At 60.2% G+C, this 17385-nt stretch carries 19 protein-coding genes; 4 read left to right on the top strand and 15 right to left on the bottom strand.

What is annotated here, in order from left to right; all coding sequences use genetic code 11:
- Window positions 1–27 precede the first annotated feature (27 nt).
- The 3 genes from atpE to NW804_RS04770 all read right to left on the bottom strand — a co-directional run bounded on the left by atpE (window position 28) and on the right by NW804_RS04770 (window position 1786).
- Window positions 28–276: an ATP synthase F0 subunit C gene (gene atpE / locus NW804_RS04780; RefSeq protein WP_414395918.1), complete on the bottom strand. Its 249-nt coding sequence runs from the start codon at window positions 274–276 to the stop codon at window positions 28–30.
- 227 nt (window positions 277–503) lie between these two features.
- Window positions 504–1250, bottom strand: coding sequence for a F0F1 ATP synthase subunit A (gene atpB / locus NW804_RS04775; protein ID WP_414395700.1), 747 nt, complete (start codon window positions 1248–1250; stop codon window positions 504–506).
- A 5-nt stretch (window positions 1251–1255) separates the two neighbouring features.
- Window positions 1256–1786, bottom strand: coding sequence for a hypothetical protein (locus NW804_RS04770; RefSeq protein ID WP_414422983.1), 531 nt, complete (start codon window positions 1784–1786; stop codon window positions 1256–1258).
- A gap of 319 nt (window positions 1787–2105) precedes the next feature.
- Here NW804_RS04770 and NW804_RS04765 point away from each other — a divergent pair, with 319 nt between their 5' ends.
- Together NW804_RS04765 and NW804_RS04760 are read left to right on the top strand one after the other, a co-directional pair.
- Window positions 2106–2693: a DUF3177 family protein gene (locus NW804_RS04765; RefSeq protein ID WP_414410378.1), complete on the top strand. Its 588-nt coding sequence runs from the start codon at window positions 2106–2108 to the stop codon at window positions 2691–2693.
- Window positions 2690–3004: a hypothetical protein gene (locus NW804_RS04760; RefSeq protein ID WP_414395706.1), complete on the top strand. Its 315-nt coding sequence runs from the start codon at window positions 2690–2692 to the stop codon at window positions 3002–3004. Before NW804_RS04765 ends, NW804_RS04760 begins: the two co-directional genes overlap by 4 nt.
- Window positions 3005–3017: 13 nt before the next feature.
- Here NW804_RS04760 and gpmI read toward each other — a convergent pair whose 3' ends face one another.
- The 4 genes from gpmI to mnmE all read right to left on the bottom strand — a co-directional run bounded on the left by gpmI (window position 3018) and on the right by mnmE (window position 7243).
- Entirely contained in the window at window positions 3018–4610 is a 1593-nt protein-coding gene (gpmI, locus tag NW804_RS04755) for a 2,3-bisphosphoglycerate-independent phosphoglycerate mutase (protein ID WP_414410380.1), read from the bottom strand.
- Window positions 4611–4708: 98 nt separating this feature from the next.
- Entirely contained in the window at window positions 4709–5233 is a 525-nt protein-coding gene (locus tag NW804_RS04750; protein WP_414395710.1) for a tetratricopeptide repeat protein, read from the bottom strand.
- Window positions 5234–5256: 23 nt separating this feature from the next.
- Window positions 5257–5757: a DNA starvation/stationary phase protection protein Dps gene (gene dps / locus NW804_RS04745; RefSeq protein ID WP_414395712.1), complete on the bottom strand. Its 501-nt coding sequence runs from the start codon at window positions 5755–5757 to the stop codon at window positions 5257–5259.
- Between the two features lie 106 nt (window positions 5758–5863).
- The gene (gene mnmE / locus NW804_RS04740; protein WP_414405913.1) at window positions 5864–7243 is read right to left on the bottom strand and encodes a tRNA uridine-5-carboxymethylaminomethyl(34) synthesis GTPase MnmE; all 1380 of its coding nucleotides are present in this window, start codon (window positions 7241–7243) and stop codon (window positions 5864–5866) included.
- 135 nt (window positions 7244–7378) lie between these two features.
- Between mnmE and glgP the strand changes: the two genes are divergently transcribed.
- Window positions 7379–9985 carry an alpha-glucan family phosphorylase gene (glgP, locus tag NW804_RS04735; protein ID WP_414422982.1) on the top strand — a complete coding sequence of 869 codons (2607 nt, stop codon included), beginning with the start codon at window positions 7379–7381 and terminating at the stop codon, window positions 9983–9985.
- Between the two features lie 38 nt (window positions 9986–10023).
- On the opposite strand, the gene NW804_RS04730 is transcribed toward glgP, so the two are convergent.
- The 7 genes from NW804_RS04730 to NW804_RS04700 all read right to left on the bottom strand — a co-directional run bounded on the left by NW804_RS04730 (window position 10024) and on the right by NW804_RS04700 (window position 15558).
- Window positions 10024–11064: an anthranilate phosphoribosyltransferase family protein gene (locus tag NW804_RS04730; protein WP_414422981.1), complete on the bottom strand. Its 1041-nt coding sequence runs from the start codon at window positions 11062–11064 to the stop codon at window positions 10024–10026.
- Window positions 11061–12032, bottom strand: a complete 972-nt coding sequence (locus NW804_RS04725) for a LysR family transcriptional regulator (RefSeq protein ID WP_414421237.1) — start codon at window positions 12030–12032, stop codon at window positions 11061–11063. The genes NW804_RS04730 and NW804_RS04725 overlap by 4 nt, the downstream gene beginning before the upstream one ends.
- A 24-nt stretch (window positions 12033–12056) precedes the next feature.
- Complete coding sequence (locus NW804_RS04720; RefSeq protein WP_414422980.1) at window positions 12057–13313, bottom strand: class I SAM-dependent methyltransferase; 1257 nt, start codon at window positions 13311–13313, stop codon at window positions 12057–12059.
- Between the two features lie 244 nt (window positions 13314–13557).
- Window positions 13558–14103: an NAD(P)H-quinone oxidoreductase subunit J gene (locus tag NW804_RS04715; RefSeq protein WP_414395724.1), complete on the bottom strand. Its 546-nt coding sequence runs from the start codon at window positions 14101–14103 to the stop codon at window positions 13558–13560.
- Window position 14104: 1 nt separating this feature from the next.
- Complete coding sequence (locus NW804_RS04710; RefSeq protein ID WP_414395725.1) at window positions 14105–14845, bottom strand: NADH dehydrogenase subunit K; 741 nt, start codon at window positions 14843–14845, stop codon at window positions 14105–14107.
- Window positions 14836–15198 (bottom strand): photosynthetic/respiratory NAD(P)H-quinone oxidoreductase subunit C, encoded by a 363-nt coding sequence (gene ndhC / locus NW804_RS04705; RefSeq protein ID WP_414405908.1) that lies wholly within the window; start codon window positions 15196–15198, stop codon window positions 14836–14838. The genes NW804_RS04710 and ndhC overlap by 10 nt, the downstream gene beginning before the upstream one ends.
- An 84-nt stretch (window positions 15199–15282) precedes the next feature.
- The gene (locus tag NW804_RS04700; protein WP_414422979.1) at window positions 15283–15558 is read right to left on the bottom strand and encodes a hypothetical protein; all 276 of its coding nucleotides are present in this window, start codon (window positions 15556–15558) and stop codon (window positions 15283–15285) included.
- Between the two features lie 196 nt (window positions 15559–15754).
- Here NW804_RS04700 and NW804_RS04695 point away from each other — a divergent pair, with 196 nt between their 5' ends.
- Window positions 15755–16234 (top strand): ATP-binding protein, encoded by a 480-nt coding sequence (locus NW804_RS04695; protein ID WP_414422978.1) that lies wholly within the window; start codon window positions 15755–15757, stop codon window positions 16232–16234.
- Here NW804_RS04695 and NW804_RS04690 read toward each other — a convergent pair.
- The gene (locus tag NW804_RS04690; RefSeq protein ID WP_414422977.1) at window positions 16231–17361 is read right to left on the bottom strand and encodes a geranylgeranyl reductase family protein; all 1131 of its coding nucleotides are present in this window, start codon (window positions 17359–17361) and stop codon (window positions 16231–16233) included. The two genes, NW804_RS04695 and NW804_RS04690, sit on opposite strands and share 4 nt — an antisense overlap.
- Window positions 17362–17385 lie beyond the last annotated feature (24 nt).

The raw sequence follows: 17385 nt of genomic DNA, 5'->3' as shown, positions 1-17385 counted from the left end.
GTCCAGACTGCCCCCAAGACGACAGCACTAGGAGGCGAAGGGGTTAGCAAACAAAAGCACCAGCGCCACCACCAAGCCGTAGATGGTCAGAGCTTCCATGAAGGCCAGGCTGATCAACAGGCTGCCGCGGATCTTATCTTCCGCCTCTGGCTGGCGGGCCAGCCCCTCCATGGCCGCAGCAGCAGCATTCCCTTGGCCCAGCCCTGGACCCAGGGATCCCAAACCAATAGCCAGAGCAGCAGACAAAACAGAGGCAGCAGAGGTTAACGAATCCATAGCCATCGTGAGATTCTCCTCGTCGTTACAGAACAGAAGTAGGCACGACTGCAACAGCGCCTTTGGTTTGAGGTGATCTGGCTGGAGTATCCGAGCCGATCGCCCCCTTGTCGGCGACCTCTGGGCACAGGCCCTCGGCCCCAACAAACCTTACCAAGCCCCGGCAACAACCCCCGGAAGAGGTGGGGAGAGCTGAGCGCCCCAGCCCTCGCCGACTCCTCGGCAGCTCAATCGTGGTGATCCCCACCCCCATGGCCTTCCAGCGCCTCTCCAATGTAAGCCGCCGAGAGGGTTGCGAAGATTAAAGCCTGAATGGCTCCGGTAAACAGGAACAGGATCATCACCGGCACCGGGATCAACAAGGGCACCAGCAACACCAACACCGCAATCACCAGCTCCTCGGCCAAGATGTTGCCAAACAGACGGAAGCTTAGGGAGAGGGGCTTGGTGAAATCTTCTAGAACGTTGATGGGCAACAGAACCGGCGTGGGCTCGATGTACTTTTTAAAGTAGGACAGCCCCCGCTTGCTGATGCCGGCCACGAAATACATGATACTGGTAAGCAGCGCCAAGCCGGCAGTGGTGTTGATGTCGTTGGTGGGAGAAGCCAGCTCCCCTTCCGGCAAGGGGATCAACTTCCAGGGGAAAAGATTCCCCATCCAGTTGGAGACAAAAATAAACAGAAACAAGGTGCCAACATAGGGCACCCAGGGCCGGAAGTTTTTCTCGCCAATCTGGGCACGGGCAATGCTTTGCACAAATTCCAAAACATACTCAACAAAGTTCTGCAAGCCAGCGGGCTCCCGCTGCAGTTGACGAGTGCCCAGCAGCACCACCGTCAAAATTAGGGCAATGGCAATCCAACTGGTAATCAGAACCTGGCCGTGGACCGTAAACTTGCCCAGGTGCCAGTAGAGGTGATGGCCAACCTCAAGCTCTGCTAGGAGAAAAGGCGAGGAGAAGGACGGGCTCATAAGCATCAGGAAGAGGAAGATAAACGGCTCAACGTCTGGACGAGGTAGATGAGCAGGGTGACCTTATACGTCATAAACCCAAAGAAGATGGGCAAAATCTGTAGGGACTTTACCTTCGCAGCCAAAACCATCAGCCCAACAAACAGAGCTAGGCGCGTCACCCCTAAGCGGCTGCGAGTTTTGCCCAGCTCTGCCACGCTGCGGCCCAGCATGCGCAGATAGACTACGCCGACCATTGCCCCTAGCAAGTAGTTGCCTGCAACCCCTGGCGAGTAAACCAAAGCTAACCCCAGGGCAATGGCCAGGCTCACGCTAAGGGTAACTCGCGCCAGCCATAACTGCAGTGCCGCATAGCTTCTGCCCACTGTCCCCTCGCGAGAGGTTGGCTCTGGCTGCAGCGAAGCTTGGCAACCCCTCTCTTCCTCATCGTTTTGAGAAAGGGGCACGTCCTCTAGGGGAGGCAAGGGCCTGGGCTTCCACTGGGCTGCCTTCCAGCGGCTGGGACTGTGAGAGAGAAGTCTGAAAGAAGGGGACATGGAAGCGGGATTCCTACCTCTTAGGGGTCGGCCTTAACCCAAAATACCATGGCTGAGTAACAATACTTAACACACCAGGCCAAACCAAGGCCCTAGGAAACTCCCATCTGCCCTCCAGAAAGACGGCTGGCCCACGAGGTGTTCCTTTAAGAATCTACCACCTTCCTGGATGGGCAATGTCAAGAATTGGAAAACTTTCCAAAGGCCTGCGGCGTAAAGTCTTGGGGAGGGGTAGTTAGGAACTTGTAATATCCTGTAACCCTGGGGAATCTCGCTGCGGATCCCAGCATACTAGGGTCAGGAAGGAGAGAAGGAGAGGATGATCCCACAGGAGTGGCTGCTGAAAGCCATTTGGGCGGACTACAGCCTAGCTGTGGCGCTGACCGTGGTGGTGCCGCTAGCTCTCTTGGTTTGGGCTTTTGCGGTGGGGCTGGGGCCCCTGATCCAGCTTCTGATTGCCTACTGGCGGGTGTCTAGCCTGTTGGCGGTAACCGTATATCTCATGATTGGCGGCCTGCCCATCAGTTTCTTGAGCGGGGCAATGGCACGGCTTTTGATCCCGCTCAGCCTTTGGTTCTGGCGGGATTGGAGCACCGCCCTCGAGCAGTCGAGAAGCTGGGCAGCGCGGGCTTTCTTGCTCTGGCGGTGGATCCTGACTGGCTATATGGGGGTCGGGTTCTTCTTTTCAGGAGCCTTTGTGCCCTGCGCCTTCCAGGCTTCTTTGTCGCTCCAGTGTCGAGCCTGGTTTGAGCCGCCGCTGGGCTTTCGAGAGATCTTCCATCCCAATGTATCCCCCGAGCTGCTCGGGAGCCTAGGGGCCTGGGGCTTGGTAGTTTACCTACTCTACAGCGTCTATTTCGTCTGGCGGCTGCGGCCCCCTACCGAGAAAAGGGAGTTGGCAGCATGAGCGCCCTGCCCTGGCCGCTGGCTCTAGAGCGCTACAGCCAAGCCCACCCCCAGGAGGTGCTGCGGGTAGAGGTGGAAAGCGAGGGGGAAACGGATTTGGTGCTAATCTACCGCGGCTATAGCAGCTCCCTGCGCCGGCCCACTCCCCCCGATCCAGAGGTGCCGGTGATCCCTCCTCAGGCTCGCTTCTTACAGTTAGAGCGCCTCAGAGCCCCTTACCACCCTGAGCACTCCCAGGTTTTAGCTCTCTACCGCAGCTGGGAGGAGTTGAGGGCTTGGCTAATCCAAGAAGGGATCCCAGTAGCCGAGTAGGGGAGGGCGGGTTTTAGCGCCCCACAGGCGCCGGCTGCCGCTGCAGGAGGGTGTATTCTGCCGGCTGCAGGAGGGACTGCCCCGTCATCTCAGGGGGCTGCGGCAAGCCCAAGATCTCGAGCAGGGTGGGTCCGACATCAGCCAAGGTGCCGCCGGAACGCAGCCTGGCGTCGCCACCGCGGCCCGGGATCTTGCGCTTTTCGCCCTCCACCAGAATGCAGGGCACGGGGTTGGTGGTGTGAGCGGTCCAGGGGTTGCCCTGGTCGTCCCACATCAGCTCGGCATTGCCGTGATCCGCAACGATGAGGGTGGTGCCCCCTACGTCTACCACTGCCGCCAGCAGGCGACCTAGGCAGTGGTCTACCGTTTCCAGAGCCCGCACCGTGGCCTCAAAGTTGCCGGTGTGGCCCACCATGTCAGGGTTGGCGTAGTTCAGCACCACCAGGCTGTACTCGCCGCGGGCAATGGCTTCGATAGCCTTGTCGGTGACTTTCCTCGCCGACATCTCCGGCACTTGGTCGTAGGTGGCCACCAGCGGGCTTTGAACCAAGATGCGATCTTCCCCAGGGAAGGGCTGCTCGAGGCCGCCGTTGAAGAAGTAGGTGACGTGGGCGTATTTTTCCGTTTCGGCAATGCGCAATTGCTTAAGGCCAGCCTCGCTTACCACCTGCCCTACCAGGTGATCCAGGTTCTGCGGCTTAAAGAGCACCTGCACCGGCAAGGTGGGATCGTACTGTGTCATGGTGATGAAGGTGAGGTCCGGAATAAGGCAGCGCTGGAAACCGGAAAAGTCGGGGCAGACGAAAGCTTGGGTAAGCTGGCGGGCCCGATCCGGGCGGAAGTTGAAGAAGATGACTGCATCTCCCGGCCTTACTGCTCCCGGCGCCAAACGGGTGGGGGGAATGAACTCGTCGGTAATATCCTGGGCGTAAAAGTCTGCCATCACCTCAGCAGCGCTGCGGCCACAGCCAGGGCCATCTTCCGTCATAACCTCGTAGGCCTTCTGGGTGCGCTCCCAACGGCGATCCCGATCCATGGCGTAGTAGCGGCCGCTCAGGGTGGCGATGACGCCGTTGCCCAGCCATTGCAGCTCTTTTTGGAGGGCGGCCAGAACTGTTGCCCCTTCACAAGGGGGAGTATCGCGGCCATCGGTAATGGCATGAACGTAGGCAGGGATCCCCACCTGCGCTGCCAGTTTCAGCAGGCCGTAGAGGTGGTCAATGTGGGAGTGAACCCCTCCTGCAGAGCAGAGCCCGATGAAATGAAACCGGCCTCCCCGCCCCTTGAGTTGACGACAAACTTCCACCAAAAGAGGCTCTTGAAAAAGGGATCCCGTCTCAATGGCATCGCTAATGCGCACCAACTCCTGCGGCACTACCCGCCCTGCTCCCAGAGTTAGGTGGCCCACCTCGGAGTTGCCCATCTGCCCTTCTGGCAAACCCACGGCCCGCCCCGAAGCTTGCAGCAGGGTATGGGGATAGGTAGCCCATAGGCTATCCATGACGGGGGTTCGGGCAGCCAGCACGGCGTTGCCCTCCGCGGCCTCGCGATAACCCCAGCCATCTAGAATGACCAAAACTACCGGTGCCACCGACTGTGCATTCATGAAGCGGTCTCTCGCGTTTTCCAAAACATGATACCAGCCCCGGCAATACGGTACCGGATCCCTAACCTCCACTTTCTTTTAAGGCCAGCAATTGTCAATTAGCCGCGGGAGCTGGGCTGCAGACGCTTGCGCAGGGACTCGGCGCGGCGCTTGGCAATGGCATTTTGGGGATCCAGCTTCAACACGGTCTCGTAGGCTTCCAGGCCAGGGCCGTAGAGATTTTTTTTCTCGTAGGCATGGCCCAGGTTATTCCAGGCAGTTACATAGGCCGGATCTGCCGCCACCGCATCTTTGTAGTAGCGAATGGCCAGATCGTATTGCCCCTGGCTAAAGTAGGCAAAGCCAAGAGCGTTGCAAACCGGGGGAATGTTTTCCCCAGCCACTTCCAGGGCTTTTTTGAGCTGGACGATGGCCTGCTCGTAGAGACCCTTTTGCAGGTAGACGCTGCCCAACTCGTAGTGCTCCTGGGGGGATCCCTTGCCCTTGCTTAGGCGGGGCTGGAGCTCGCGAATGACTTTTTCCTGCGCCCATAGGCGTAGCACCCCACGCAAGACAAAGAAACCCACCACCCCCAGGATGCCTGCCAAAGCTGCCAAGTAAAGGAGAGAAGCACTGGCAACCATTTTGTTACCCCACAATTAGCTCTTTAAGCCTGCAGGTGGGCCTCGATAAACCAGAGATCTTTATCGATTTGCCGCGAGATCTCGGTAAACAGGTCGGCAGTGTCGGCGTCCCCCAGCTCGGTGGCGCGGTCAATGTTGCGCCGAACGGCAGCGGCATACTGACCGTAGCGGGCCGCCAAAGCCTGCAGGTGAGCCCGACCGTCTTCAGCCGTCAGGTCGTATTCAGGCAAGCTCGAGGTTTGGGCGACAATGCGGGCCGTGCCGCGGGCAATGCCCCCCAGGGCCGTAACCCGTTCGGCCAGCATGTCCACGTAGTTTTCCAGGGTGCTGGCAAAGGTGTCAAACATCTCGTGCAGGGCGATGAAGTTCATGCCTTTGACGTTCCAGTGGGCCTGCTTCACCTGAGTCTTCAAATCCAGGGTGTCCGCTAAAGACTGGTTGAGCAGCTCCACCAGTTGCGCGCGGGCCTCGGCCGGCAGGTCGAGCTGAGTGGGGTAGAGACGGGTTTTTTCGGCGCTAACCATAGCCAACCTCCCAATTGTTGTGGAATCCGCTGGGGCCATCAGTCTGTCAGCTCCCAACTGGGCCTATACTAACACAAACTCAGAATGAGTATGAGTTAGCAAGCGGTTACTTGCCAATGCAAAAGCGGCTAAAGATCTGATCCAAGACTGCCTCGGAGATCTCCTCGCCGGTGATCTGGCCAAGGGCGTGCAGCGCCCCCCGCAGGTCGATGGTCCAGAAATCGAGGGGGAGCTGTTCCCGCATGGCCTGGGCCACTTGTTCTAGGCTGGCTTGGGCCTGGCGGAGGGCGGCGGCCTGGCGCTGGTTGAGGCTGACCTCCAAGTTGGGCTGGGGTCGCCCCTGGGTAACAAGCTGCTCCAGGGCTTCTTCCAGCTCTGGGATCCCCTTGCCCTGGGCGGCAACAGCAGGGACACGGTAGGTGATTTCGGGGGGGAGAGAAATGCCGTTGGGGGAGGCGAGGTCAGTTTTGTTGATCACTAGAATCAGGGGGCGGTGGCGGATGGAGGCATAGATAGCCGCATCAGCCTCCGTCCAGCCCGCCTGAGCATCGATGACCAGCACCAGCACATCGGCGGTCTGGGCCAGCCGTTGGGAGCGCTCCACCCCCAGCCGCTCCACCGGATCGTCAGTGGCGCGAATGCCGGCGGTATCCAGGAGCTGGACGGGGATCCCTCTCACCACCAACTGGGACTCCACCACATCCCGAGTGGTGCCAGGTAGATCCGTGACAATAGCGCGATCCTGCCCTGACCAGGCGTTGAGCAGGCTGGACTTGCCCACATTGGGCCGCCCGACAATGGCCACTTTCACCCCAGTGCGCAGCAGTTGCCCCCGTTCGGCAGTGGCCAGCAGGGCCTGCATCTGAGCCTGAATGTCTTGCAGCCGGGCCTGCCAAGCCGGGACATCCAGAGGGGGCAGATCCTCTTCAAAGTCAATTCGCGCCTCGATCTCGGCCAATAAGCCCAGGAGCGCCTGGCGCAGGGCGCGGATAGACTGTCCCAGTTTGCCCTGCAGACCCGCCAGCGCCATTTGAGCTGCCTGCGGAGAGCGGGCTGCCACCAGATCAGCCACACTTTCGGCCTGGGTTAGATCGATGCGACCGTTTAGGAAAGCGCGCAGGCTAAACTCCCCTGGCTGCGCTAGCCGGGCTCCCTGGCGCAGGCACTGCTGCAGGGTAGCCTGAACCACCATAATGCCGCCGTGGCAATGGAACTCCACTACATCCTCGCGGGTGTAGGAGCGGGGGGCCTGCATCCACACAGCCAGAGCTTCGTCCAGTGGGTGGCCCTTCTCGTCATGGATCCAGCCATAGAGAAGGCGATGGCTCTCCCAGGTGGCATTGCGGCGGGCGGGAGTAAAGATCGCCTGGGCAATGGACAGAGCCCGCGAGCCGGAAAGGCGCACAATGCCAATGCTGCCCTGCTCGGGCACCACGGCGGTGGCAATGGCAGCAATGGTGTCGGCCAGGGGTGTAGTGGGATCCATAGGTGAATGGGCTATGCCTTAGTTCCCTGTAGGCAGGAGCCCGGCCTTAACTCGAAAGAAGCTGTAAAAAGCTAAGCTCTCCCGCCGAGGTCAGGGTAGCTTGGCAGTGGCGACCTGCACTTGTCCTAACAAAATATGAAGCCGTTACGCACGTTTAGGGTAATCCCTTACCTGCCGCCTGCCTTGGAGAGCCTGCGCTTTTTGGCCTACAACCTGCATTTTAGTTGGAACGTAGAAACCCGCACCCTGTTCCGGCGCATGGATCCAGATCTGTGGGATGCCTGCGGGCACAACCCTGTGGCTCTTTTGGGCCAGATCCGGCAGGAACGCCTGGATGAATTGGCAGAGGATCCGGGGTTCTTAGCCCAACTGGAGCGAGCTAGCCAGCAACTAAATAGCTATCTCCAACGAGACACGTGGTACCGTCGGTACCGCTTATCCCATGCGGTGGAAGGGGAATGCTACGCCTATTTTTCCGCGGAGTTTGGCTTGGCCGACTGTCTGCCTCTTTACTCAGGGGGTTTGGGGGTGTTGGCCGGGGATCACCTCAAGGCAGCCAGCGACTTGGGCCTGCCGCTCGTGGGTGTGGGCCTACTCTACCAGAAGGGGTATTTCCGCCAGTACCTCAGCCCCGATGGCTGGCAGCAGGAGCGCTACCCCATCAACGATTTCTTTAACATGCCGCTGGAGCTGCAAAGAGACGCGGAGGGCCGCGAGATTCGCATTGAGGTGGACTACCCCAACCGCAAGGTATTTGCCCGCATCTGGAAAGCCATGGTGGGGCGAGTGCCCCTATACCTTCTCGACACCAACATCGAGCCCAACAGCCAGTACGACCAGGACATCACCGATGAGCTCTACGGGGGCGACCAGGATGTGCGCATCCACCAGGAGATGATGCTGGGGATCGGTGGTGTACGGGCTCTGCGCGCCCTTGGGATCCACCCCACTGTCTACCACATGAACGAGGGGCACTCTGCCTTTTTGGCAGTGGAGCGGATCCGCCTGTTGATGGTGGAGCAAGGGCTGAGCTTTGAGGAGGCCTGGCAGGTGGCTAAGTCGAGCCAGCTGTTTACCACCCACACGCCAGTGCCTGCGGGGATCGACCTGTTCCCGCCAGACAAAATCGACTACTACCTGGGCTCCTACTACCGCCAGATGGGCCTAAGTCGGGAGCACTTTTTGGCCCTGGGTCGAGAAAATCCAGGCGACTTCCAGTCCCCTTTCAGCATGGCGGTGCTGGCCATCAACATGGCCTCGTTTGTTAACGGCGTCAGCAAGCTCCATGGGGCGGTCGCCCGCAAGATGTTTGGCCCCCTCTGGCCTGGGATCCCGCAAGAGGAGGTGCCGATTACCTCCATCACCAATGGCGTGCATGTCCGCACCTGGGTGGGGGAGGAAAACCAAGCTCTCTACGACCGCTACCTGGGGCCGGATTGGGCGGAGGCTCCTCCCTCGGATCCTCTCTGGCAGAAGGTGGATCGGATCCCGGATGCGGAACTGTGGCGGGCGCACGAGCACAGCCGCGCTCGCCTCATTGACTTCACCCGCCAGCGCCTGGTGGAGCAGCTGCAAAAGCGGGCAGCCTCGACGGCTGAGATCCAACGGGCCTCAGAAGCCCTCAACCCAGAGGTGCTTACCATTGGGTTTGCCCGCCGCTTTGCCACCTACAAGCGGGCCACTCTCTTGCTCCACAACCTGGAGCGGCTCAAAGCCTTGATCAACCATCCCCAGTACCCGATGCAGTTTATCTTTGCCGGCAAGGCCCACCCTCGCGATACAGCGGGCAAGGAGTTGATCCGCCAGATTGTCCAGGTGTCGCGCCAGCCAGAGTTCCGCCAGCGGCTGGTGTTTATCGAAGACTATGACATGTACATCGCTAGCTTAATGGTGGCCGGGGTGGACGTGTGGCTGAACACCCCCCTGCGCCCCCGCGAGGCCAGCGGTACTAGCGGCATGAAGGCAGCGGCTAACGGCGGACTGCACCTGAGCATCTTGGACGGCTGGTGGGATGAGGCAGATTACTACCAGACTGGCTGGCCCATTGGCCGCGGCGAGGAGTTTGAGGATCGCGCCTACCAGGACGAGGTGGAGGCCAACGCCCTCTACGATCTCCTGGAAAAGGAAGTAGCTCCTCTTTTCTACCAACGCGGCAGCGACGGCCTGCCCCATGCCTGGATTCAGCGCATGAAGCAGGCAATCCGCCTCAACTGCCCTCGCTTCAGCACCCAGCGCATGGTTCGGGAGTATGCCGAGCGAGCCTACATTCCGTTGAGCAACTCCTTTGACCGCATGCGGCGCAACAACTTCCAGGCGGCCCGCCAGTTTACCCGTTGGCGAAACCATCTGCAGGAGAACTGGTACAACCTCCGGGTTCTCGACGTCCGGATTGAAAACCCAAGACAGCCCACTGGCAAGCCTTCTGCCGGCCGGGATACTCAGGTCCAGGAGGTGGTGATGGCCGGGGAACCCCTCACCGTAACGGTGGAGGTGCAGCTGGGATCCCTGCAGCCGCAGGATGTGATTGTTCAAGCCTACCAGGGGTCGGTGGACGACAAGGGCCAGATCCAAAACGGCCGGGCAACCCCCTTGCGCTACGTGGAGACAGTGGGGGATCGCGCCATCTTTTGTGGCCAAGTTCGCTACGAGAGCAGCGGCTTGCAGGGGTTGGCCATCCGCCTATTGCCCTTTCACCCCGATATGCCCGATCCCTATGAGCTGCGGCTGATGCTCTGGGCCTAGCCGGTCAGGCCCTCCTCAAGAGCTGGGCCAATTGCTTTTTAGGAAGGCTGGGCCAGGCAAGCTAGGTGTTGGAGCTGTTGCAGCTTTTCCCTCACTCGGCCAGAGCGGAGCAATTCCTCTGCTTGCTGGATCCCCTCGCTGAGAGATTGAGCATAGCCCAGCAGCCAGAGGTAGCTGCCGCCATTCCAGAGTACCGCTGGGGCAAGGGGGGAGGGATCCCCGTTGAGGAGCTGGTGCATCTGCCGCAGCAACTCTTTCTCCTCCGCCAGCGGGATCTCCGGGCCGGCCAGGTGATAGTCGCGGGCTTTAAGCAGCAGCCGTTCCCCGCGGTGGTTGAGGATAGCTGTCCGCTCCCGCGGCAGGTCGCTGCTGCCTTCTAGTCCCTTGACCGTGGTAAAGTTTTGGATCCCTTGCAGGGCAAACAACTCCAGCATTGTGGCCTCGGTGGGCGGATGCACATAGCCGGCCACCAGGTGGAAGGGGCCCTCATAGGGTGCCCAGACCAGCTCCAGCGTAGCCAGGGGAGGGCGCTTGCCGATTTGATCCCGGTACTCCATCAGAGCTTGCGCTTGGGGGAAGCAGTCTGGCAAGTACAAAAATCCCAAGCCAGTTTGCTCCAGGCATCGGCCCACCTGCTCCAGCGACCATCCTCGCCAGTCCACCCCCAAGCCTCGCCAAACCACCTCCAAGGGTAGACCATACTTGGGAGGGCAACAGCCGGAACCATGGAGCAAAACAGCTGCTCCTGCTGCCGCCAATACCAAAGCCACTAACACCCCCAGCGGCGCTGTTCGCGAGCGGCCGTCGTAGGGGTGGCCAAAGATAACCAAGGGATGGGGCAGATCTCGTTGGGGAAGGCGAGGGCCGTACTCGGCATAGGCATCCAACATACCAGCCAGCTCTTCGGCGGTGGGGCGCTTGATGCGGTGGGCAATCAAAAAGGCCCCAATCTGGGCCGGGGTGGCTTTGCCCGCAAGGAGCAGCCGAGTGGCCTGGGCGGCTTCGCCGCGGGTGAGATCCTCGTGAGTGTGGGTGCCGCTGCTGATTTTCTTCAAAAGCTCGCGAAACTCGTGGCTCATAGCTTTGGCAGTCTAGGGCGAGCGAACTTGGCAGAAACCCAGGAGGCATCCCTATCTGCCTTGGCGTCGGAAGCAGGCTGGCGGAGCAACTGGGCTGCTAACTGCAAAAACCGGCGAATGGGCGGGATCTGATAGCGATCACGGGTGGTTACTGCCACTACCTGTCGCTGCAACAAGGGGGGGTCGGTGGGCCGCACCTGCAACCCTGGGTCGGCGTGACAGTCCACTAGAGCCGATTCTGGCAGGAGAGCAATCAACTGCCCCTGGCGAACGACACCGCGAAAGGCCTCCAGCGTGTTCAGCTCCAGCGCTGCCTTGAGAGTTAACCCCTGGCGGGCCAGGTGGGACTCCACGCAAGTGCGCATGGCATAGCCATCTTTAAACACGACCTGGGGGTACTCGGCCAACACCGGCCAAGGGATCCGCTCGTAGCGGCTGAGGGGATGGCTGGTGGCCATCAACACCTGGATGGGCTCGGAATACAGGGGCTCCACTACCAGTTCGTCCCCCCGCCTTAGCCAGGGATTTTCCATCACCAAAGCCACATCCACCAACCCATCCTTGAGCACCTTCAAGGCGCGGTCGCTGCCTAGAGCTGTAACCCGCAACTGCACCTGCGGGTACTCTCGGCAGAACTCCTGCAGCACCGGCGGCAGTCGATAGGCAGTCAGGGAGTGGATCCCGGCAACGCAGAGCTCGCTTTGCCCGCCCTGCAGCCATTCCCGAATGCTGGCTTGGGCTTGCTGCCACTCCTGACAGATGCGCCGGGCATGGGGTAGGAGCCGTTCCCCCGCCACCGTCAGGGCCACTGGGCTCTTGCGGTGCAGTAGCGGGGCGCCCACCTCTTCCTCCAAGGCCTGAATTTGGCGGCTGATGGTAGACTGGCTTAGGCCACTGCGGCGGGCTGCAGCCAAAAAGCTGCCACTTTCGACGACGTTTAGAAAAGCCTGTAACAGCTCCAAGCGCACCGAGAACCTCTCAGGAGTTACGGCCTAGCTGCCGCGGGATTTTAGCCAGGGATCTCTCGAACTGCTGTAAGTGCCGCTACCAAACCCTGCCGTAGGGTTCACTTTCAAGCCCGCCCCGCCCATAGGCATTAGCTCCGGCTCGGCAAAGCCCCGCAGCCGCTGGGTAGATTCCAACTCACTCAAGCCCTTGGCCTGCAGCAGCACCCCAAAGCTACCTAGCCCCAGCGGATCGATCAGCGCTTGGAGCGCAAAGCGCCGCTGCAGCACCTGGCCCACGCCCCCATCGCTTGTTTGGCTGAGGGCGGCCAGCCGTTCCGCCAACCCCAGGTTTACCAGAAAATAGCTTTGCTGCGTGAAGCCCAGTCGCTTGAGTCCCAGGGATTCCCCCACCTGTTCCAGGGTTGTAAAGTCCACATGGGCCGTGAGATCTTGGCACCCCACCCGACTATAGGGATCCGCAGAGGTGGCGTGTCGGCGGTAAGCTAGGAGCGTGCCCTGGGAGCGCTGGGGGCTGTAGTAGCGCTGGGCAGGATAGCCGTAGTCGATGGTCAGCACGTAGCCCCGCCGCAGCTTACGGGCCAGGAGCTGCAGCCACTCGAGGGCCTTGAGGTTGACCTCGGTTTGGTAGCCAGAGGGGTAGGTGGTAATTGGGATCCCCAGCCGGGCAAAGTACGCTTCTAGCGCGGGGGTCGAGGGATCCCCCAGCACCTCTTGAAACCCTCCCTCTGTCCAATCCACGTAGATTTCCCGCAAAGACCCCCCCTGCACCTGCACCCGATGGACCGGAAAGGCATCCACCAGCTCATTGGAGAAAAAACAGCCAGTTACCGATTCCTCCGGGATTTCGTCCCACGCCAGCCAGCGCACCTTCTCCCCAAAGCCCGCCAAGCGCTCCCGCTGCAGCCGCCGCAAAGAGGCAGAGCGCTCCAGGATCCCGTACTCTAGAGCCTGCCAAAACGCAGGGTAAGCCGAGCGCACGTAGGTTAACCAATCTTCAGCCAGGCGACCGCTGCCTGCCCCCATCTCAACGACCGCAAAAGCAGAAGGGGAGCCTAGAACTTGCCAGAACTGGTGAATCTGCTCCGCTAACAGGTGAGCAAAGTCGGGCGCCAGGTGGGGAGCCGTTAAGTAGTCAGGGCCAATGGGGTAGCCCCGCTCGTAGTAGCCCAGCTCCGGCTCGTAGAGGGCCCACTCCATGAACTGGGCAAAAGTCACTGGCCCTTGGGCGCGGATGCGGCTAGCGATGAGATCCCGAAGTTGTTGGTCCGTCTGGGGGTGCAACAAGGTGCCTATAGGCTAGGAGACTCATCTCTGCAAGGGGCGGCGCCAATTTTGGCGAAACCGACGGTTTGTGAAAAGCAGGACTGGCCAGAGAGCTGAGACCAGCCATTTTCCCGATCCCGAGTAGAGGCGATCTGCCTTGCGGAGCGAGTACCAAACCCCTCCTGCGTAGATTGCCAAGAGCAAAAACGGCCACATTTTCGCTTATCCTGCAAACGCCAGCCAGGTGGTTGAGGGAGCCCTTTTAGTAGGCATCCTGCAACTCATAAAAGTCAGGCGTAATATAGTCCTTGCGCAGCGGCCAGCCAATCCAGTCTTCTGGCATCAGGATCCGCTTTAGGTTAGGGTGACCTTCAAAGATAATGCCGTACATGTCGTAGGTCTCCCGCTCCTGCCAGTCAGCCGACTTCCAGATCCAGTACACCGAGGGCACCCGCGGATCGTCGCGGGGCAGTTTCACCTGGACGCGCACCTCCGGCGGGCGATCCGCTCCGTCCGTCAGCTTAATCAAGTGGTAGAGGCTAACCAACGGCTGGCCTGCCCCTAGGTCATAGCCGCACTGGCAGGCAAGATAGTTAAAGCCATAGGCGTAGAGAGCGGTGCATACGGGCAGGAGAAAGTCCCGCTCCACCTCCAGTAGCTCTACTCCAGCCGCATCCCTGCCCAGATACTGGTGGTCAAAGCCGTTGTCAGCAAGAAACTGAGAAACTGGACCTCGCTCCCGCGTTGCCAGCGACTCGGCTGGCTCAGAGGCAGGAGGCGGACTTTCCGGCGTTTTGGGATCCGTCATCTCAGGCCCCTCCTTGCAAGGCTTTGAGCTGTTGCTCTACCCGCTTGAAGTCGGCAGTCTGCAGGGCCGGCGGCACGGGCAGGCCAATGGCGGCAGCTAGCTCCGGCGGCGGAGCCTGGCGGGTTTCGCTCTCCAAGTACTTGCCAGTGATGACTTCGGGCACAGGTCTAAGGTTGTGCTTGACGGTGTAGTAGCGGTGGGTTTGCTGCAGACGGCCCCGCTCCCGCATGTCCTCAGCGGCAATCTTCTTGCGCAGCTTGACAATGGCGTCCATGATGGCCTCAGGGCGGGGTGGGCAGCCGGGAATGTACACGTCCACGGGGATGAGCTTATCCACCCCTCGCACAGCGGTGTAGGAATCAGAGCTGAACATGCCGCCGCTGATGGTGCAAGCTCCCATGGCAATGACGTACTTGGGCTCGGGCATCTGTTGGTAGAGCTTAACCAGTGCCGGCGCCATCTTCATGGTTACCGTTCCCGCTGTGATGAGCAAATCAGCGGTGCGCGGCGAAGTCCGAGGCAACAGGCCAAAGCGGTCGAAGTCAAAGCGGGATCCCAGCATCGCCGCAAACTCGATAAAGCAGCAGGCGGTGCCATAGAGCAGCGGCCAGAGGCTGGACATCTTGGCCCAGTTGTAGAGGTCGTTTACCGTTGTGAGAATAACATTGTTGGAAAGATCCGTAGTAACTTGCGGAGGAGAGGCCGGAAACAAAACTTCCGGCTCCTTAGAGGTCATGACCATTCCAGCGCTCCTTTTCTCCAAGCGTAGACAAGACCCACCACGAGGATGGCAATGAAAATCAAAGCCTCCACAAAAGCCAGCAGCCCCAGGCGGTGAAAAGCTACTGCCCAAGGGTAGAGGAACACAGTCTCCACATCGAAAATGACGAAGGCAAGCGCGAACATGTAGTAGCGGATGTTGAACTGAATCCAGGCCTGCCCAAACGGCTCCATCCCCGACTCATAGGTGCTGACTCGCAGGGCTCCCTGCCGTTTGGGAGACAAACGGGCTGAGGCCCCTAGGGCCAAAACTGGCAGCAGGGCGCAGACAATGAGGAAAGCCAGCAGGTACTCGTAGCCAGATAGGACAAACACGACGCCAGACTGCCTCAGGTGCTCAACATTTAGATACGTTTTCAGTATAGAGCCAGTCCGTGGCCTCTTGGCGCCGGCGGATCTTTAGGGCTGCTGAGGGTCTCGATTGCGGGAGAGCCAACTCCACACGCCGCTTAGCAAAGCGCCGGCTGTCAGGATCCCCAGCAACGGCTGAAACAAAGGTAGCCACAGCCGCAGCCAGAGCTTGTAGCCTAGGGTAATCCCGAAGAAGGCTGCTGTTACCGAGAAAACAAACCAGACAAAGCCGGCAAACATCAGAAGGGCCAGGGCAATGAGAAAAGAGTCCAACCAGCGCTTCCAGGTAGAGAGACTCATAGCCAGAACAGGCCAAATCTTCACAGATCCTAACCCCTACTGCCCAGACCCTTCCCCTTAGCTTCTTCCTGGGCAGCTTCTCATTCCCTTGGGAAGTTGAAGGCGCGGCTACAGCAAGCCTCAGTGCCTCCTAAAAGGGGGGGTAAGCGGCTGAAGCAGGTTGGTTTAGAATTTGATCGGGTCATTCCTGCTGAGGGAGAACTTCGGAGTAGGGCGCAATTTGAGTGAGGCAGAGATTCCGGCAGAGGAAAAACGAGCCTTTGCGCTGAGGGTTGACACGACTTTGGATGCCCTAGGTGAAGTTTTGACTTGGTTTGAGTCCTTTCGCAACGCGGGTATTCCAGATCCCATCTGGTTGGAGTGCCAGTTAGTTCTAGCGGAAGGGTTTACCAATGCCGTCCGCCATGCCCATCGCGCCCTGCCCGCCAGTACGCCTATCGATATCCAGCTGACGCTGACACCGCAGGGGCTAGAGCTACGCATCTGGGATCAGGGTCAGGAGTTTGACTTGGAGGGCTTTGCCCAAAACCTAGCAGCCAACCCTCTCCCCGACGCCGAATCCGAGGGAGGACGGGGCATTTTGCTGATGAAAGCCCTCTCCACTCACCTGAGCTACACTCGCCAGGCCGATGGCCGCAACTGTCTGTTGATTAGCCGGCGCTTTGACGATCCTGGCTGCAGTTCCCAGCAAGCTGTCTAGGCCAAGAGACCAGCACTCAACTGGCGAATAGCGGCGCTGGCCACATCGCTATAGCGCAGCTCGCCAGCTAGGATTTGGCCCATACGCCGGGTGGCTCCCGGTCGCTTGACGCCAACTCGGTAGCCCACGCCGGGAAAGCGGTAGAACAGAGCCGCAATCCGCTTGGCCCAGCGCATCTCTGCGCCCCACTCCTGTTGGACGCGGGCGGAGTAGTTGGCCAGGGCTTCGGGATCCCCTGCCAGGGCTTGGTCGATGGCCTGCGCCGCCAGCATGCCAGTGAGGAGGGAGGGACGGATCCCTTCGGCGGTAAACGGGTCGACAACACAGGCGGCATCTCCCACCAGGAGCGCATTTTGGCTGTGCAGGGGTTGATCCCCGTCCCAAAGGCAGAGGGGATGGCCAAAGGACTTAACCGACTTGAGGTCGATGCCAAAGTTGTGGGCATACTGGCTGGCTATTTCTCGCAGGTTTTGTTTCTGGCCACCCCGAAAGGTGCCAGCTCCAATCGAGTAGCCGTCCGCCTTGGGGAAGTTCCAAATGTAGCCATTGCTAACACTGCCGAAGTCAAAGTGAGCAGCGGCAGTTTGCGGTTCCAAGCCAGCTACTTCCGCCTCTAGGGCAGCGGCCAGGCGGCACTGGCGACTGCGGAAGCCCAGCCACTTCGCCATCGACCCCTTGGCCCCATCAGCCCCAATCACGTACCGGCCCCAGACCGGGCCAGCAGGAGTCATCACCTGCCAGCGGTCACTTTGCCACTCAAGGCCGGCGGCAGCACACCCAGCCCAGAGGGTGGCCCCCTGCTTCTGGGCCTGCTGGATTAGGTAGGCGTCGAAAACCTCCCGTCGCACCATCCACACTGGCTCTTTCAGATCCAACTCGACCACCACTGGATCCCCACCCCGCCAGGTGTAGCGAATTTGCCGAATCTTCAGCGAGATGGCGGGGCTGAAGTCAAAGTCAAACCAGGCCGCCACCATGGGGGAGACGCCGCCCCCGCAGGGCTTGTAGCGGGGCAAGGGATCCTTTTCCAGGACCAGCACCGAGCGCCCGCGCTTGGCTAGGTGGTAGGCGGCAGCTCCGCCGGCAGGGCCAGCGCCGACGATGACACAGTCATACACGTAGGACATGGCTTGACACCTACATTCAGGGAA

The organism is Synechococcus sp. WC10meta (assembly GCF_047461475.1).
Note: the sequence above shows the minus strand (reverse complement) of the source record. Positions and strands in the feature narration are given on the sequence as shown.

Excerpts from the sequence above, each read along its gene's own strand:
- atpB (WP_414395700.1), bottom strand. The coding sequence starts at position 1,250 with ATGAGCCCGTCCTTCTCCTCGCCTTTTCTCCTAGCAGAGCTTGAGGTT.
- glgP (WP_414422982.1), top strand. The coding sequence starts at position 7,379 with ATGAAGCCGTTACGCACGTTTAGGGTAATCCCTTACCTGCCGCCTGCC.
- NW804_RS04750 (WP_414395710.1), bottom strand. The coding sequence starts at position 5,233 with ATGGTTGCCAGTGCTTCTCTCCTTTACTTGGCAGCTTTGGCAGGCATC.
- NW804_RS04730 (WP_414422981.1), bottom strand. The coding sequence starts at position 11,064 with ATGAGCCACGAGTTTCGCGAGCTTTTGAAGAAAATCAGCAGCGGCACC.
- NW804_RS04690 (WP_414422977.1), bottom strand. The coding sequence starts at position 17,361 with ATGTCCTACGTGTATGACTGTGTCATCGTCGGCGCTGGCCCTGCCGGC.
- NW804_RS04765 (WP_414410378.1), top strand. The coding sequence starts at position 2,106 with ATGATCCCACAGGAGTGGCTGCTGAAAGCCATTTGGGCGGACTACAGC.
- mnmE (WP_414405913.1), bottom strand. The coding sequence starts at position 7,243 with ATGGATCCCACTACACCCCTGGCCGACACCATTGCTGCCATTGCCACC.
- atpE (WP_414395918.1), bottom strand. The coding sequence starts at position 276 with ATGGATTCGTTAACCTCTGCTGCCTCTGTTTTGTCTGCTGCTCTGGCT.
- NW804_RS04760 (WP_414395706.1), top strand. The coding sequence starts at position 2,690 with ATGAGCGCCCTGCCCTGGCCGCTGGCTCTAGAGCGCTACAGCCAAGCC.
- NW804_RS04770 (WP_414422983.1), bottom strand. The coding sequence starts at position 1,786 with ATGTCCCCTTCTTTCAGACTTCTCTCTCACAGTCCCAGCCGCTGGAAG.
- gpmI (WP_414410380.1), bottom strand. The coding sequence starts at position 4,610 with ATGAATGCACAGTCGGTGGCACCGGTAGTTTTGGTCATTCTAGATGGC.
- NW804_RS04710 (WP_414395725.1), bottom strand. The coding sequence starts at position 14,845 with ATGGTCATGACCTCTAAGGAGCCGGAAGTTTTGTTTCCGGCCTCTCCT.
- NW804_RS04715 (WP_414395724.1), bottom strand. The coding sequence starts at position 14,103 with ATGACGGATCCCAAAACGCCGGAAAGTCCGCCTCCTGCCTCTGAGCCA.
- dps (WP_414395712.1), bottom strand. The coding sequence starts at position 5,757 with ATGGTTAGCGCCGAAAAAACCCGTCTCTACCCCACTCAGCTCGACCTG.